We start from the raw sequence: 16,125 nt of genomic DNA, 5'->3' as shown, positions 1-16,125 counted from the left end.
CACGACATGAGTTTCGATATCGATACGATAGCTGCAGCAACAGACAGCAGATATCAAGTCCAGCGGCATGGGCGCCGTTATGAAGGGCAAATGTTTTGACCTTATCCAGGACAAGAGGGCCATTCGTGCCGACTTCCATTCGTACCCGCATTCTGGTGTTTTGCCTCGCAATCGTATTGCTGGCCCTGACACTGACCGGTATTGCCACTTACTACGTCACCAGCCAGTACAATACGCAATCCATCACCCACTCCCAGGCCGCGGTCGCAGAGGGCTACGCTACGGCCATCAGTGACTGGAGTCGGGCCAAAAAGGATGTGGTTGAAGCCACCGGCCGTCAGGCGCTGACCGACGATGCCCTGTCGCGGTTTATCCTGGCCGCGGATGCCGGTGACATGATCACGGTCTACGCCGGCTTCAATAACGATCGCTACATTACCAGCGACGTCGACTGGGAGGTTCCGCCGACCTACAAGCCGACCCAGCGTCCCTGGTATCAACAGGCCGTGGCGGCCGGGCATACCATCGCCACGTTGCCCTACCTGGATGCCTCTTCCGGCAAGATGGTGGTCTCCTTTGCCTCGCCCATCGTGCGTGAGGGGCAGACTGTCGGTGTGGTCAGCTCGGATGTGGACATGGACAGCGTCATCGATACCGTCAATGCCGTTGACCCCACGCCGCACAGCTATGCCTTCATGGTCAATTCTGATGGCATTATGATTGCCCATTCCGACAAGTCATTGATCCTGAAGCCGGCCACCGAGCTGGACGCGGGGCTGAGCTGGCAGACCCTGTCACAGATGGCCGGTTCGGACCGGCTGCGTGAGATGACCCTGCGCGGGCAGGATGTGCTGCTGTCGGCAGTGCCGATCGAGGGCACCAGCTGGACGCTGGTCATGGCGCTGGATCGTGGCGAGGCCATGGCTGGCATGGTGAGTCTGGTCAAGACCACGGTGGTGGCCCTGATCGTGGTCGGTATTCTTGCCGCCCTTATGATCTGGGCACTGCTGACGCCGATTTTCCGCCGCATGCATGAAGTGCGCGATGCAATGCAGGATGTCAGCGAAGGCGAGGGCGATCTGACCCAGCGTCTACCCCTGTCGGCTCGCAATGATGAGGTCAACCAGATTGCAGCATCGTTTAACCGGTTCGTTGAGCGTATCGATCACGTTATGAGCGACGTGCGTGACAGCAGCGAGAACGTGCGCATGGCGTCTTCCGAGATTTCGACCGGCAGCATGGATCTGTCACGACGTACCGAAACCACGGCGGCCAGCCTCGAGCAGTCGGCCGCTGCCATGGAGCAGCTGACCAGTACGGTGGCCAACTCTACCGAATCCTCGCGTCATGCCGCCCAGCTGACCGCACAGGCCACAAGGGCAGCCGAAGAGGGCGGGCAGGTAATGACCGAGGTGGTCGGCACCATGAGCGATATCAGCGCCTCGTCCAGCGAGATTGCCAATATCATCGGGGTGATCGATTCGATTGCCTTCCAGACCAACCTGCTGGCGCTCAACGCCTCTGTAGAAGCTGCGCGTGCCGGCGAGCAGGGCCGAGGCTTTGCGGTCGTGGCTGCCGAGGTCCGAACCCTGGCCAACCGCAGCACCCAGGCGGCCCGTGATATCAAGCAGCTCATTGATGCCTCGGTGACCAAAACCGTCAACGGCCAGGCGCTGGTGCAAAAGGCCGGTGAGCGCATGGAAGATATCGTCAGCCAGATCAAGCGGGTCAATGGCCTGATCACCGAGGTCACCACTGCGGCCAATGAACAGAATACCGGGATATCCCAGGTCAATCAGGCGGTCACCCAGCTGGATCAGATGACCCAGGAAAACGCCGCTCTGGTGGAAGAGTCCGCGGCGGCCTCGGATTCGCTCTCCCAGGAAGCACAGCGACTGTCACAGATCATCGGTGTGTTCCGGCTTAGCAAGCGTACGCCCGCCTGATGTCATCTCCTGAAACGGCCCTGCGGGGCCGTTTTTTTGTCCGTTGAAGTATGCCTGTTGATCAAGTCCAGCGCTGGCGTCGCCGTTATTGCCCTTAACTTCCTGCGTGGCGCCGGCCCGCGTTTGCAACCCATGGTAACGCCTCATGATGCAGTTCAGATCCATTCGTAACTTTGTCACCGTCACGGCAGGTGCCTGTCTGCTGGCGGTAGTGATCGTGCTGGTGCTGTATTCACTGGTCGCCATGACGCGTGCCCAGCAGCAAACGGCCAGTCGTACCGAAGCGCAGCTCAATGAGTCAATTAATGCCCGCCTGCAGGCAGTGGGGCGAGCGCAGGCAGGCGACATCAGTAGTCGCCTTGATCGGGCCTTGCAGATCGCCGAGGAACTGGCGCAGACCAACGCCATGATGGCCCGGGGTAGTGATGGTGCGCCAGAACTCTCCATCGATCGTCGCGACATGTCACGTATCGTACGCCAGCGCGTGATCGACAATCCCGAGCTGCTCGACGCCTTCATCGGCTGGGAGCCCAGTGCCTTCGATAATGACGCCGACCATCAGGGGCAGACCGCACTGGGTTACGGTGAAAATGGCCGTTTCATGCCCTGGTGGTATCGAACCAAAACCGGCAGCGTTGATGTGCTGGCGCTTGGAGAGACCATGGAGAGCACGAAAGCTCAGGCCAATGGTATCCGTGAAGGAGAGTACTATCTTTGCCCGCGCGAAACAGGAAGGGTCTGCGTGATCGACCCGGCATCCTATGACTACAACGGCAATACCATCCTGGTGACCTCGTTCAACGCGCCGATCATGGTCAATGGCACTTTTCGTGGCAGTGCCGGAGTGGATCTGTCGCTCGCCTTCATTCAGGGCATGCTGGTCGATGCCAATCAGGGGCTCTACGACGGTGCGGGCAGCATCGCCCTGGTCTCGACCAATGGCACTATCGTGGGCTATTCGGGGAACGCGCAAAGCCCGGGTCAGCCTGTGACTCAGATATTCGATGACGCCACGGCCCGTCGGCTAACGACCGGTGTAGACAGCGCTGCCATGACATCCAGTGGCGATAACCTGAGCCTGCAACTGCCGGTGGTTATCGGCGATCAGACCAAGTGGCAATTGCTGCTGAGCGTGCCCAAAAGCGCTGTCTACGCTGACTTTGCGGCTTTACAGCAGGAGCTGCGGGATCAGCAGCGTCAGGCACTGATCACCATGGCACTGGTCGGACTGCTGGTCAGTACGCTGGGTCTGGCAGCGATCTGGATGGTCGGTCGTCGTATCGCCCGGCCGCTGAAGACCATGGCCGAGCGCATGCGCCAGATCGCCAACGGCGATGGAGACCTGACCCAGCGTCTGCCGGTGATGGGGCGCGACGAACCGGCGCAGCTGGCCGAAGCCTTCAATCAGTTTGTCGATCGCATGGAAACCGTTTTGATCGACATTCGTGATTCGAGCCACTCGGTACAGCTCGCGGCGGCCGAAATTTCTGCCGGCGGTCATGATCTGTCCCGGCGCACCGAGACCACCGCCGCCAATCTGGAAGAGTCCGCCGCGGCGATGGAGGAGCTGACCAGCACCGTGGAGCATTCGGCCTCTTCCACGAAGGAAGCCAACGGTCTGGCCCATGAAGCGGCCACCATGGCCCGCGGCGGCGGCGAACAGATGCATAACGTGGTCGCGACCATGGCCCGCATCCGCGAAACCTCCGGCAGGATCGAATCGATTGTGGATGTGATTGACGGCATCGCCTTTCAGACCAACCTGCTGGCGCTGAACGCCTCGGTCGAGGCGGCGCGGGCCGGTGAACAGGGGCGCGGTTTCGCGGTGGTGGCGCAGGAGGTCAGAAACCTGGCCAACCGCAGCGCTCAGGCAGCGACCGACATCAAGACGCTGATCACCACCTCAAGTCGTGAAACCACCAGCGGTGCGGAGCTTGTCAGCACGACCAGTCATGCCATGGGCGAGATCGTGGAGCGGGTCGGGCGGGTCAGCACGGTGATCGAGGAATTGAGTCGTGCCACTAACGAGCAGTCCACCGGTATCGGTCAGGTCAACCAGGCCATCACCCAGCTCGATGACATGACCCAGCAAAATGCCGCGCTGGTCGAGCAGTCGGCCGCCGCCGCCGAGTCGTTGAACCAGCAGGCCCAGCGGCTGGCCACCACGGTCGGGGCGTTCCGCCTGAGTCACTAAAGCCCTGCATAAGGGCATCAGGGCCACACCTCGGTGTGGCCCTTTTTACTGGGAGGGTATGGCACCGGCCTTGATCAAGGCGCTTGTGTGCAGTGACGCCTGCGGGTGCAATGTCTAGAATAGGCCCACTTACTATCACTGCAAATGCGACCCATTGTCAGGGAGTTCTCCAACGTGTCCAGCAAGTTTGCTACCACCGAAGTCCTGAGCGTTCATCACTGGAACGATTCGCTGTTCAGCTTTCGCACCACTCGCGAAGACAGCCTGCGCTTTAAAAACGGCCAGTTCGTGATGATCGGGCTTGAGGTCGACGGCAAGCCGCTGACGCGTGCCTACTCGATCGCCAGCCCCAACTGGGAAGAGCATCTGGAGTTTTTCTCGATCAAGGTGCAAAACGGCCCGCTGACGTCCAGACTTCAGCATCTCAAGGTGGGTGATTCGCTGCTGGTCAGCCGCAAGCCCACCGGTACGCTGGTGCTGGATGATCTCAAGGAAGGGCGTCATCTCTACATGCTTTCCACCGGCACGGGCCTGGCACCATTTTTGAGCCTGATTCAGGACCCGGAAGCCTACGAGCGCTTTGACAAGGTCATCCTGATTCACGGCGTGCGCACCGTCAGCGAGCTGGCCTATCAGGAGTTCATTACCCGCGACCTGCCCAATCATGAGTTTCTGGGCGAGGAGATCAGCGAAAAACTGATCTACTACCCGACCGTGACACGCGAGGAGTTCCATACCATGGGACGCCTGACTGACCACATTCGCTCCGGCAAGCTGGCCGCCGATATCGGCCTGCCGCAGATGACGCCCGAGCACGACCGCGCCATGATCTGTGGTAGCCCGGCGATGCTGGAGGAGAGCAGCCAGGTGCTCAATGAACTGGGCTTTACCATCTCGCCGCGCATGGGCGAGCCTGGCGACTACGTCATCGAGCGCGCCTTTGTCGAAAAATGACGTCTGTCGAAAGATAACGTCTTCCGAGAAGTAACATCTGTCTCGATATCCGGACCGGCCTGTGTCAGCGCCGGTCCATGATCCTGAAAGCGTCGGCCTGGTCCGGCGCTTTTTTTATGGCCTGACAATGAGACGGGCGATGCTTCAATGGCATTCGAAAAAATCGAATCAAGGGCGGCAATGATTGCGCTTCACCTTCAATTAAATGGACGTGTAGAGTGGCGCCATTCCATCGTCGTGTATCACTTTCAAGGATAAAGACATGTCGAAAGCACTGATTCTCAAGTCCAGCATTCTTGGTGAATATTCCCAGTCCAGCCAGCTGGCGGATTATCTGGGCGATCGTTTTGAAAGCCGTCATGGCGCCGGCAGCATTACCGTTCGCGACCTGGCCGCCACGCCGGTCGAGGTACTCGACGCCGAGCTGATGGCCGCGCTGCGCGGCAGTATCGCCGAGCCGACGCAATCCCAGCAGGACGCGCTGGCACTGTCCGATACGCTGGTCGAGGAGCTCAAGAGCCACGACACCATCGTCGTGACGGCCCCGATGTATAACTTCAACATCCCGACCCAGCTCAAGACATGGTGTGATTTCGTGGCGCGTGCCGGGGTAACCTTTCGCTACACCGAGCAGGGCCCAGAAGGCTTTATCACCGGCAAGCGCGTGATCGTTTTGACCACCCGTGGCGGGCTGCATCGCGACACCGATCATGATCTGGTCACGCCCTATCTGCGAACCTTTCTGGGCTTTCTGGGCATGACCGACATCGAGTTCATCTATGCCGAAGGTCTGGGAATGGGTGAAGACGCGGTCAGCGCCGCGCAGTCGTCTGCTCGTGCTGATATCGACGCGCTGTCACTGTAAGCAGTGCGGTCGCTTCAAACGCTGCCACGCTCATGAAAAAACCCGCCGATTGGCGGGTTTTTTCATGTCTGTCTTTCGGGAGAGATCAGACCGCATCCTGACCGGTTTCGCCGGTACGGATACGGATGACCTGCTCAAGCGGGGCCACGAAGATCTTGCCGTCACCGATCTTGCCGGTGTTGGCCACCGAGGTGATGGCTTCGATGATCTGATCGACCATGGCATCGTCCACGGCGACCTCGATCTTGACCTTGGGCAGGAAATCGACCACGTACTCGGCACCGCGATAGAGCTCGGTATGGCCTTTCTGACGACCGAAGCCCTTGACCTCTGTCACGGTAATCCCCTGAACGCCAACCTCGGAGAGCGACTCGCGTACGTCATCGAGCTTGAAGGGTTTGATGATGGCAGATACCAGTTTCATCTTTCGTGTCCTCACCTGATCGTCTTTGAATTGGGCGGAGCCGGCGCCCCTGTCGCTCAAGCATACAGTGCCGGTTGCCGGTTTGAAAAAGCATGATTACACCCGGCGCCGAATCCTTCTGCCATGTGACCATGGTGGCGACGGCTTTCGCATGCCAGGGCATGGCCCGGGTGCCCATGTCGGGCGCCCGGGCCCTGTGCCTTGAAAAGCGGCCTAGCGCTTGCCACCGGTGAATTCAGGATAGGCTTCCAGTCCACATTCAGCGACATCCACGCCTTCATACTCTTCTTCTGCGCTGACACGTACTCCCATGACGGCCTTGATGGCCAGCCAGACGACAAGACTTGCCACAAAGGTCCAGATGAAGATGGTCGCCATGCCCAGAAGCTGAGCGCCGAAACCAGCCTCGCTGTCGGTCAGCGGCACGGCCAGCAGCCCCCAGATACCCACGACACCATGCACCGAAATGGCACCGACCGGATCATCAATGCGCAGCTTGTCCAGTGCCACGATGGCAAACACGACCAGCAGACCGCCCACGGCACCGATCAGGGTAGCGGCCAGAATGCCTGGCGCAGACGGCCCGGCGGTGATCGCCACAAGCCCTGCCAGCGCACCGTTGAGGCCCATGGTGAGATCGGCCTTGCGGAACCAGATACGGGCCAGAATCAGGGCAGCAATCACGCCACCGCTGGCGGCGGCATTGGTATTGGCAAAGACCTGAGCCACGGCGTTGGCACTGCTGATATCGGAAAGCTTGAGTTCCGAGCCGCCGTTAAAGCCCAGCCAGCCCAGCCACAGGATGAAGGTGCCCAGCGTGGCCAGCGGCATATTGGCACCCGGAATGGCGTTGATGGCACCGTTCTTGCCGTATTTGCCATGACGCGGACCAAGGACTAGTACACCGGCCAGAGCTGCGGCTGCACCGCACAGGTGCACGATGCCGGAACCGGCGTAATCGCTGAAGCCGGCCTCGCTCAAAAAGCCGCCGCCCCAGGACCAGTAGGCCTGAACCGGATAGATCAGACCGGTCATGAAGACCGAAAAGAGCAAAAAGGACCAGAGCTTCATGCGCTCGGCGACAGCGCCTGAGACGATCGACATGGCCGTGGCCACAAAGACGACCTGGAAGAAGAAATCCGAGCGGGCGGCATAGTAGGTGTCACCGCCGCTTGTGAGCACATCATCCGCGCTGTGTTCGGCGCCAATCAGAAAGCCGAAGTCGGGCAGGAAACTGCTGCCATCACCCAGGTAGACAATGTGATAGCCGACCAGCATGTACATGGTGCAGGCAATGGCAAACAGCGCCATGTTCTTGGTCAGGATCTCGGTGGTGTTCTTGGCCCGCACAAGACCGGCTTCCAGCATCGAGAAGCCGGCAGCCATCCATAGCACCAGCGCACCACAGATCAGAAAGTAAAAGGTATCAAGTGCGTACTGCACTTCTACAAGTTCGTTCATGTGATTATATCCTTGCAGCCGGAGTCTGGACGGCGTCAATGCCACGTTCGCCGGTACGAAGTCAGATGACATCAGGCGAGGTCACGAAGGATCCGGTGGCGTGCGATCATTCGGCGTCATGCAGGCGTTGCGAGAGGGGGCGGGATATTCATCCCTGTCTCGATTGCCTGCTCGGGCTGACCAGCGCCTGGGCATTACATGGCAGGCAATGTGCCACCGTAAGGTGAGTGCTTTAAAAACATGAAGTTACTTAAGGGTTGTGGCTTTGGTAATTTCATGTAAGCACCACAATTGCGCATGAAGAGTGTTTGTGTGCACTAAAATGGCATGGTTGGCGCCGGCGGGTGCTCGCTTTTGGTGCGCTGCGGTTTTTAGGCGTTCCGGCGTCATGTTGCGTATCCTGTAGACAGGTACTGTCGTCATGCATCCCCGGGTGCGAGGCAGGCGACCCTCTCTTTCAGGGAACGCAGACAATCAGAGGAAGGGCAGACATGGCAAAGCACGATATTTTTGGACGACTGGCGCAACAGGTCGGTGAGCGTCTGCAGGACGTCTCCCGCGGACCCGAAGAAATTCAGCGCACGGTGCAAAGCGCCATGCGCAGCGCCTTTGACCGCATGGAGCTGGTCTCGCGCGAGGACTTCGATGTCATGATGGAAGTGCTTCAGCGCACCCGTTCACGTGTGGAAGCGCTCGAAAAGCAGGTAACCCGTCTGGAGGCTGCCCTCGACGAGCGTGATGGCAAGCCCGGCGCGGCCACACCGTCGGAAATGAGTGCTGCCGCAGCACCCGGTGGTGCCAGTACGACCGCCGAGGCCGAGCGCCTGGCCGGTGAACATGATGCACCCGCAGCGTCAGTTGGCAGCGATGCGTCCCAGGACAGTGCCTCGACAGCCGCCGGCAAGGCGGGCTCTGGCGCTGCAGCCTCCAAATCTGCCGGCAAGACCACCCGTGGCAGTGGCAAGCGCGCCTCGGGCTCTGACGATCAAAGCGGACAGGGTACCGCCGACTGAAGAGGTTCGGTCAGGCCCGTCCTTTCAGCACCGCCCACCGGGCGGTGCTGTTGTTTTGGCTGGCGCTGAAAGCCGATCCGATCGGTTGCAGAGCCAGCAGGGCTCGACGTTTTGCCTGCAAATGAAGTAAAACCCTCCCCTTGCGATACACCTTAAGGTCCGTCAAAGCTTGTCGGGCATTGTCATGGTGCGTGCCAGCGGTTGCGATGGTTGCCCCATAGGCGCCGGGTCAGCAGGGCGCGTACGCATCAGGAGTGGTTTAAATGTCTCATGCTCACGGGCAGGCGCTGCCCGAAATGACCCTGCGCGGCATCGTGCTGGGGGCTCTGATTACGGTGGTCTTTACCGCCTCCAATGTTTATCTCGGCCTCAAGGTGGGGCTGACCTTCGCTTCCTCGATTCCGGCGGCGGTGATCTCCATGGCGGTACTGCGCTACTGCCGCAATGCCAATATCCTCGAAAACAATATGGTGCAGACCCAGGCCTCGGCGGCCGGAACGCTCTCGGCAATCATCTTTGTGCTGCCCGGGCTTTTGATGATCGGCTTCTGGGCCGGCTTTCCGTTCTGGCAGGCCTTTTCGATCTGCGCCATCGGCGGCATCCTGGGCGTGCTGTATACCATTCCGCTGCGGCGGGTCATGGTGGTGCAGAGTTCACTGCCCTATCCGGAGGGGGTCGCTGCTGCCGAGATTCTCAAGGTCGGTGAGCGCCCCGCTCAGGACGATGGCGGCAAACGCCAGGGCACCGGTGCCGGTGATATTGTTCTGGGCGGTGTGGCGGCAGCGGTCTTTACGCTGCTGGCCAGCGGCTTTCGGGTGCTCGCCGATGGTATCAGCCTGTGGTTCAGCGCCGGTCGCGCCGCCTTTCAGCTCTCTACCGGCTTTTCGCTGGCGCTGGTAGGCGCGGGTTATCTGGTCGGCATTGTGGGTGGTATGGCGCTGCTGACCGGCCTTTTGATCGCCTGGGGCGTGGCGGTGCCCTGGCTGACGCTGACGCACGCCCAGGCACCGGGACAGTCGCTGAGCGAGCTGGGCATGGCGCTGTGGTCCAGCGATGTGCGCTTCATGGGCGCGGGGACGATCGCGATTGCCGCCCTCTGGACGCTGGGCACGCTGTCGAAGGCACTGTTTGAGGGTCTGAAACACGCGCTGGCCGCCTCTGCCCGACCGGACAAAAGCACCATCGAGCGCACCGATCGTGATCTGCCGGGCGTGTGGATACTGGGGCTCGCCGGTGTGCTTTTGATCGCGCTGGTGGCGGTCTTTGCGGTCTTCCTTCAGGACAATGCACCGGGGCTGTCATCGCTGGCCTTCTGGTCACTGGTGATCGGCTGCGTGCTGTTTGCGTTTGTCTTCGGGTTTCTGATCGCCGCGGCCTGTGGCTACATGGCGGGGCTGGTCGGCTCTTCCAGCAGCCCGATCTCCGGCATCGGTATCATCGCGGTGATTCTGGTCTCGCTGCTGATTCTGGCGCTGTCCGGGGTGAGCACCGACATTGCCGGGGCCGCTGGCGGACAGCTGGCAGTCGGGCTGGCGCTTTTTACCACGTCGGTGATTCTGGCCATCGCCGCGATCTCCAATGACAATCTGCAGGATCTGAAAACCGGCTATCTGGTCGGGGCCACGCCCTGGCGCCAGCAGCTGGTACTGATCATTGGCTGTGTGGTCGGTGCGCTGATCATCCCGCCGGTGCTGACGCTTTTATACAACGCCTATGGCTTTACCGGTGCGTTGCCGCGTGAGGGCATGGACCCCGCCCAGGCGCTGGCCGCACCGCAGGCGACACTGATGTCGCAGATCGCCAGTGGTATCTTCAATCATGATCTCAACACCCACATGCTGCTGATCGGCGTGGCGCTGGGCGCGGTGCTGATCGGCGTGGATGAGCTGCTGCGCCGTCGAGGCGGTACGGCCCGGCTGCCGGTGCTGGCGGTGGGGCTTGGCATCTATCTGCCGCCGAGTGTGAATATGCCGCTGGTGATCGGGGCACTGCTCTCCTGGTGTGTCGCCCGCCGCCTGGCGCGCAGGGAGGCGGCCACACGCGAGCACGCGCAGCAGCGTGGCGTGCTGCTGGCCTCGGGGTTGATCGTGGGGGAAAGCCTGATGGGCGTACTGATGGCTGGCGTGATCGGCTTTACCGGCAGTGAGGCACCACTGGCGCTGGTCGGCAGTGATTTTGCCGACACCGCTCAATGGCTGGGTTTTATCGTCTTTGCCGCGGCCTGTATGGCCTTCTATCAACGCATTACCGCGACGCGCGCGTAACGGCGGTGCCCTGAATGATCGCGCCCCACCTGCAGGTGGGGCGCGATCATTTCAGAGAGGCGTTTCAGCAGACAGGTTGATACGGCGGCCTGGCCCAGCCTGATCGACTCAGGACAGTGGCATGAGACTTCTGGATCATGGGGTATTCGTTCGTCCGCTATCCTTTGCAGACCGTGTTCGCTCCCACTTATTCCATCAAAAGAGTCATGCGCCATGTTTCATCTGGTGGCTGCCCTGCCCTGGGCCGTTGTTGCACTTCGTTATTTATTGCCGCTGACGGCGCCACTCTGGATCAAGCTGGTCCTGGCGCTGGTGCTTCTGGTGGTGGCCGAGCAGCATCTGATCAGCCGCTGGGTCACCGGATCGATCTTCTCGCCGGAAATCCCGCGTCCCCTGTCGATGGTGATGAATGCACTCTTTGGGGCGCTGATCCTGCTGGCGGTCTTTCAGCTGCTGATGGATCTGGTCATGATCATCACCATGCTGTTCAAGCAGCAGCGCATGGCCGCACCACCCATGGCGCGCTATCTGATCGGTATGGCTGCACTGGGACTGGGCATCTGGGGCATGCAGCAGGCCGTGCGTGTGCCGCCGGTCAAGGACATCGAGGTCACCCTTCCGGGGCTTGCGCCGGCGTTTGAGGGCTATCAGATCGTGCAGCTCACCGATCTTCATATCAGCGGGCTCTTTCCAGAGGCCTGGACGCGAGCGGTGGTTGAGCGCACCAATGCGCTGAATGCTGATGCCATCCTGATCACGGGGGATCTGATGGATGGCACGCTGGACAACCGCCGTGACGATGTCGCCCCGCTGGCCGGGCTTCGTGCGTCTGATGGTGTGTTCGTGATCCCCGGCAACCACGAATACTATTTCGGCTATGAGGCCTGGATGCAGCACTACGTGTCGCTGGGCATGCAGCGTCTGTCCAATTCGCATGCGCTCATTGAACGCGACGGGGCGAAGCTGGCCATTGCCGGTGTCACCGACCCGGCCGGGAACAGTCGCGGATTGCCCGGGCCGGATGTGGCGGCTGCCGTTGCAGGCGTAGGCGATGATGTGCCGATCATTTTGCTTGATCACCAGCCTAAAAATGCCCGGGCAGCGGCACGGGAAGGCGTGGCCCTGCAGCTTTCCGGCCACACCCATGGCGGCATGATTGTAGGGATGGATCGAATCGTGGCGCGCGCCAACAACGGCTTTGTGTCGGGGCGCTATGACGTGGACGGCATGACGCTGTATGTCAGCAATGGTACGGCGCTGTGGATGGGTTTTGCCCTGCGCCTGGGCAAGCCCTCGGAGCTGACCCGTATCACGCTGAAGAGGGGCTGATCGGTCTCCGTCACGGCGTGGCTCTGCTGTGTTGACGTCGTTGGCGCCTGTGGCGGTGCTCCGAAGGCTGGTCATGAGCACGTATCGGTTTCACAATGATGTTCTGATGTAGTGCCGACACCCGCATGACAGGAACGCCTGCCTCGTTACCTGATGTTGCCACCGCTGTTTGAGGCGTCGATCGTCGACCGAGGGCATGCGGATGCCGACCTGCCGGAAAGCCCCTGATGATTCAGGCCCGCGAGATCGCCCTGGGCGGTCTCGATGCGGCGACGTTGCGGAGACTTCAATGACGACCTGGTGCCAGATGCTCGAACGACAGCCCGCCGATACGGCCGAGCGCGAGAATTTCATTGTCCGGCTGGAGACAATAGTTGGGCGGGACTTCGTGCTCAGCGATGAGGTCAGCACCCGGCGCTATCGCACCGGCTTTCGCTTCGGGACCGGTCGTGCGCTGGCGGTGGTGAGGCCGGGCACGCTGGTTGAGCAGTGGCAGGTGTTGAAGGCCTGCATGGAAAGTGATCGCATCGTGATCACCCAGGCAGCCAACACCGGATTGACCGGGGGCTCCACGCCGGACGGCGACGATTACGACCGCGAGATCGTGATTGTCAGTACGCTGCGCATGAATATCATCCAGCCCATCGATGAGGGCCGTCAGGTAATCTGTTTACCCGGCGCGACGCTGGATCAGCTCGAAAAGACGCTGGCGCCCATGGGGCGCGAGCCGCACTCGGTGATCGGCTCCTCGTGCATCGGCGCCTCGGTGTTTGGCGGGGTGTGCAACAACTCCGGCGGCTCGCTGATCAAGCGTGGCCCTGCCTACACCGAAATGGCGCTCTATGCGCGCATGAATGAGGCGGGTGAGCTTGAGCTGGTCAATCATCTGGGTGTGCGGCTTGGCGACGATCCGGATACCGTCCTTGAGCGGTTGCAGCGCGGCGATTACCGAGAATCCGACATCGACAAAAGCGATGCCGCGGCGTCTGATCCGGACTACCACCGGCACGTACGCGATATCGATGCCGATACGCCGGCGCGCTTCAACGCCGACCCGCGCCGGCTGCATGAAGCCGCAGGCTCCGCAGGGCGACTGATGGTATTCGCCCTGCGCCTGGACACCTTCGAGCAGGAGAAAAACCCAAAGGTGTTCTACATCGGTACCAATGATCCCTCTGAGCTGACCGACCTGCGCCGAAAGATATTGTCTGATTTCGAGACGCTGCCGATTGCCGGTGAGTACATGCATCGCGACGCCTATGACATTGCCAAACACTATGGCAAGGACACCTTTCTCACCATTCAGACGCTGGGCACTCACCGGCTGCCGGCGCTGTGGGATCGCAAGAATCGCATCGATGATGTCTGCAATCGGCTGCGCTTTCTGCCGGATTACGTGACCGATCGTGTATTGCAAAGGCTCGGCCGGCTGTTCCCGGATCATCTGCCCAGGCGCATGAACGACTATCGCGACCGCTTTGAGCACCATCTGCTGCTCAAGGTGGGCGAGGAGAACATCGCGCGTACGCGGGCACTGCTCGATCAGCATTTCGCCACGCGCGAAGGGGAGTATTTCGAGTGCAGCACGGAGGAGGGCAAAAAGGCCTTCCTGCACCGCTTTGCCGCCGCCGGCGCCGCCGGGCGCTATCGCATCATTCACAGTGATGAGGTCGAGGATATCGTGGCACTCGATGTGGCGCTAAAGCGTAATGAGCGCGACTGGCTCGAAGTTCTGCCCGATGACGTGGACGCGCCGATGATCCACAAGCTCTACTACGGCCACTTCTTCTGTCACGTCATGCATCAGGACTACATCGTCAGGAAGGGCACCGACTGTCTGGCGCTCGAGCATCGCATGTGGGAACTGCTGGATGCGCGCGGCGCCGAATACCCGGCCGAACACAATGTCGGGCATCTCTATCACGCCAAACCGGCCCTGCGCGCGTTCTATCAGCAGCTTGATCCGTGCAACTGCTTCAATCCCGGTATCGGTCAGACCAGCAAGCAGCGCCACTGGGGCGAGCGTGAGACGACAGAGACGGTTTCCCCGTCCTGAAAAGTGTTCCGGTTAAAGTCATGGCAGGGCCTGGCCGATTGTAAAGGGATGTCTAATGCACGCCGCAGGAGGCGGCGTGCTGATCCTTCTGTCCGGAGCCCTGCATGCTTGCGATTATCCCCACCCGTGCCAGCGTCGGGCTGGCGGCCCCTGAAGTCGTCGTTGAAGTGCATCTTTCCAACGGGCTGCCGGGATTGGCCATCGTGGGGTTGCCCGAGGCAGCGGTAAAGGAGAGCCGCGAGCGGGTACGCAGCGCGCTGATCAACGCAGGCTTCGAGTTTCCCGCCAAACGCATCACGCTCAACCTGGCGCCGGCTGACCTGCCCAAGGAAGGCGGACGCTTTGACCTGCCGATCGCACTCGGCATTCTGGTGGCTTCCGGGCAGATCCCGCAGGAGGCCGTTGGCAGGCTGGAATGCGTAGGTGAACTGGCGCTTGATGGTCAGCTGCGTGCCGTGACCGGCGTCCTGCCGGCGGCGCTGGCGGTGGCGGAGGCCGGGCGCCAGCTGCTGTTGCCCACCGCCAACGCTGATGAAGCCGCACTCGCCGGCGATCTGGACGTGCTGCCGGTCTCCAGTCTGCTGGAGGTGGTGGCCCATCTCACCGGCGAGCGTCGTATCGCCCCGCACCAGCTGACCGAGCCCCCGATGGCGACGCTTGCGGCGGCGGATCTGTGTGACGTGCGCGGTCAGCATCAGGCGCGCCGCGCGCTGGAGGTCGCCGCGGCCGGTGGCCATAACCTGCTTTTCGCAGGCCCGCCAGGCACCGGCAAGACCATGCTGGCGAGCCGTCTGGCGGGCATTCTGCCGCCGCTGACCGAGAGTGAATCTCTGGAAGTCGCCGCGATTCGCTCGGTCTGCGGGCTCGATATTCTCGAGCGCTGGGGCCAGCGCCCGTTTCGCGCCCCGCACCATGGTGCCAGTCCCGCCGCGCTGGTGGGTGGCGGCTCAAGGCCCCGGCCGGGGGAGATCTCGCTGGCCCACCAGGGCGTGCTCTTTCTGGATGAACTGCCGGAGTTTGATCGCAAGGTGCTGGAGGCCATGCGTGAGCCGCTGGAATCCGGAAAAGTCCACATCGCTCGCGCCAGCCACCAGCGCGAATACCCGGCACGGTTTCAGCTCGTCGCGGCGATGAACCCGTGCCCCTGTGGGCATCTCGGTGATCCGCGCCAGCAGTGCAGCTGTACCCCCAATCAGATTCAGCGCTATCAGGCACGCCTTTCGGGTCCTCTGCTCGATCGTATCGATCTACAGATCGAAGTCCCCGCGCTGCCCGCCGAACAGCTGACGGCCAAAACGCAGGGCGAGAACTCCGAGACCGTGCGTGCGCGCGTCATGGCCGCGCGAAGGATTCAGTACGCTCGCGGCGGGCTCAACGCACATCTTTCCACCAGCGAGCTGGAAGCCGCCTGTGCGCTGGGCGATGACGAACGTGCGTGGCTCTCCGGCGTGCTGGCCCGGCTCAATCTCTCGGCGCGGGCGTATCACCGCGTGCTCAAGGTCGCGCGCACCATTGCGGATTTGAACGGCGAGGAAAAGGTCGAGAAGGGCGCCTTGATGGAGGCGATTGGTTATCGCCAGCTGGATCGGATGATGGGGCGGGGAAATGTATAAAGTTGA

Annotated in this window: 11 protein-coding genes; 9 read left to right on the top strand and 2 right to left on the bottom strand. The window is 61.3% G+C overall.

From position 1 onward, the window contains the following. Positions 1-125 precede the first annotated feature (125 nt). From B9H00_RS07770 to B9H00_RS07755, 4 genes are all read left to right on the top strand, one after another. Entirely contained in the window at positions 126-1,946 is a 1,821-nt protein-coding gene (locus tag B9H00_RS07770) for a methyl-accepting chemotaxis protein (protein WP_086900180.1), read from the top strand. A 145-nt stretch (positions 1,947-2,091) separates the two neighbouring features. Then, entirely contained in the window at positions 2,092-4,140 is a 2,049-nt protein-coding gene (locus B9H00_RS07765; RefSeq protein ID WP_236944389.1) for a methyl-accepting chemotaxis protein, read from the top strand. A gap of 174 nt (positions 4,141-4,314) precedes the next feature. Beyond that, entirely contained in the window at positions 4,315-5,094 is a 780-nt protein-coding gene (locus tag B9H00_RS07760) for a ferredoxin--NADP reductase (protein WP_236944388.1), read from the top strand. A gap of 262 nt (positions 5,095-5,356) precedes the next feature. Beyond that, positions 5,357-5,959: an FMN-dependent NADH-azoreductase gene (locus tag B9H00_RS07755; protein ID WP_086621443.1), complete on the top strand. Its 603-nt coding sequence runs from the start codon at positions 5,357-5,359 to the stop codon at positions 5,957-5,959. A gap of 85 nt (positions 5,960-6,044) precedes the next feature. On the opposite strand, the gene glnK is transcribed toward B9H00_RS07755, so the two are convergent. After that, the gene (glnK, locus tag B9H00_RS07750) at positions 6,045-6,383 is read right to left on the bottom strand and encodes a P-II family nitrogen regulator (protein ID WP_086621444.1); all 339 of its coding nucleotides are present in this window, start codon (positions 6,381-6,383) and stop codon (positions 6,045-6,047) included. Between the two features lie 213 nt (positions 6,384-6,596). Next, positions 6,597-7,844, bottom strand: a complete 1,248-nt coding sequence (locus tag B9H00_RS07745) for an ammonium transporter (protein ID WP_086900178.1) — start codon at positions 7,842-7,844, stop codon at positions 6,597-6,599. A gap of 491 nt (positions 7,845-8,335) precedes the next feature. Between B9H00_RS07745 and B9H00_RS17180 the strand changes: the two genes are divergently transcribed. The 5 genes from B9H00_RS17180 (at position 8,336) to B9H00_RS07720 (ending at position 16,119) form a co-directional block, all read left to right on the top strand. Further along, positions 8,336-8,857, top strand: coding sequence for an accessory factor UbiK family protein (locus B9H00_RS17180; RefSeq protein WP_086900177.1), 522 nt, complete (start codon positions 8,336-8,338; stop codon positions 8,855-8,857). Between the two features lie 263 nt (positions 8,858-9,120). Next, positions 9,121-11,121 carry an OPT family oligopeptide transporter gene (locus B9H00_RS07735; RefSeq protein WP_086900176.1) on the top strand — a complete coding sequence of 667 codons (2,001 nt, stop codon included), beginning with the start codon at positions 9,121-9,123 and terminating at the stop codon, positions 11,119-11,121. Between the two features lie 213 nt (positions 11,122-11,334). Next, on the top strand, positions 11,335-12,450 hold the full coding sequence (locus tag B9H00_RS07730; RefSeq protein ID WP_086900175.1) for a metallophosphoesterase: 1,116 nt from the start codon (positions 11,335-11,337) through the stop codon (positions 12,448-12,450). A 289-nt stretch (positions 12,451-12,739) separates the two neighbouring features. Further along, positions 12,740-14,506: a D-lactate dehydrogenase gene (dld, locus tag B9H00_RS07725; RefSeq protein WP_236944387.1), complete on the top strand. Its 1,767-nt coding sequence runs from the start codon at positions 12,740-12,742 to the stop codon at positions 14,504-14,506. Positions 14,507-14,610: 104 nt separating this feature from the next. Next, positions 14,611-16,119 (top strand): YifB family Mg chelatase-like AAA ATPase, encoded by a 1,509-nt coding sequence (locus B9H00_RS07720; protein ID WP_086900173.1) that lies wholly within the window; start codon positions 14,611-14,613, stop codon positions 16,117-16,119. Positions 16,120-16,125 lie beyond the last annotated feature (6 nt).

This window comes from Kushneria marisflavi (genome assembly GCF_002157205.1).
Classification (GTDB): Bacteria; Pseudomonadota; Gammaproteobacteria; order Pseudomonadales; family Halomonadaceae; genus Kushneria; species Kushneria marisflavi.
The sequence above is the reverse complement of the archived record's forward strand: the minus strand, read 5'-3'. Positions and strand labels throughout refer to the sequence as shown.

Bases quoted from the DNA above. Each gene is read 5' to 3' on its own strand.
- B9H00_RS17180 (WP_086900177.1), top strand. From the start codon at position 8,336: ATGGCAAAGCACGATATTTTTGGACGACTGGCGCAACAGGTCGGTGAG.
- B9H00_RS07720 (WP_086900173.1), top strand. From the start codon at position 14,611: ATGCTTGCGATTATCCCCACCCGTGCCAGCGTCGGGCTGGCGGCCCCT.
- dld (WP_236944387.1), top strand. From the start codon at position 12,740: ATGACGACCTGGTGCCAGATGCTCGAACGACAGCCCGCCGATACGGCC.
- B9H00_RS07745 (WP_086900178.1), bottom strand. From the start codon at position 7,844: ATGAACGAACTTGTAGAAGTGCAGTACGCACTTGATACCTTTTACTTT.
- B9H00_RS07755 (WP_086621443.1), top strand. From the start codon at position 5,357: ATGTCGAAAGCACTGATTCTCAAGTCCAGCATTCTTGGTGAATATTCC.
- B9H00_RS07765 (WP_236944389.1), top strand. From the start codon at position 2,092: ATGATGCAGTTCAGATCCATTCGTAACTTTGTCACCGTCACGGCAGGT.
- B9H00_RS07735 (WP_086900176.1), top strand. From the start codon at position 9,121: ATGTCTCATGCTCACGGGCAGGCGCTGCCCGAAATGACCCTGCGCGGC.
- B9H00_RS07730 (WP_086900175.1), top strand. From the start codon at position 11,335: ATGTTTCATCTGGTGGCTGCCCTGCCCTGGGCCGTTGTTGCACTTCGT.
- glnK (WP_086621444.1), bottom strand. From the start codon at position 6,383: ATGAAACTGGTATCTGCCATCATCAAACCCTTCAAGCTCGATGACGTA.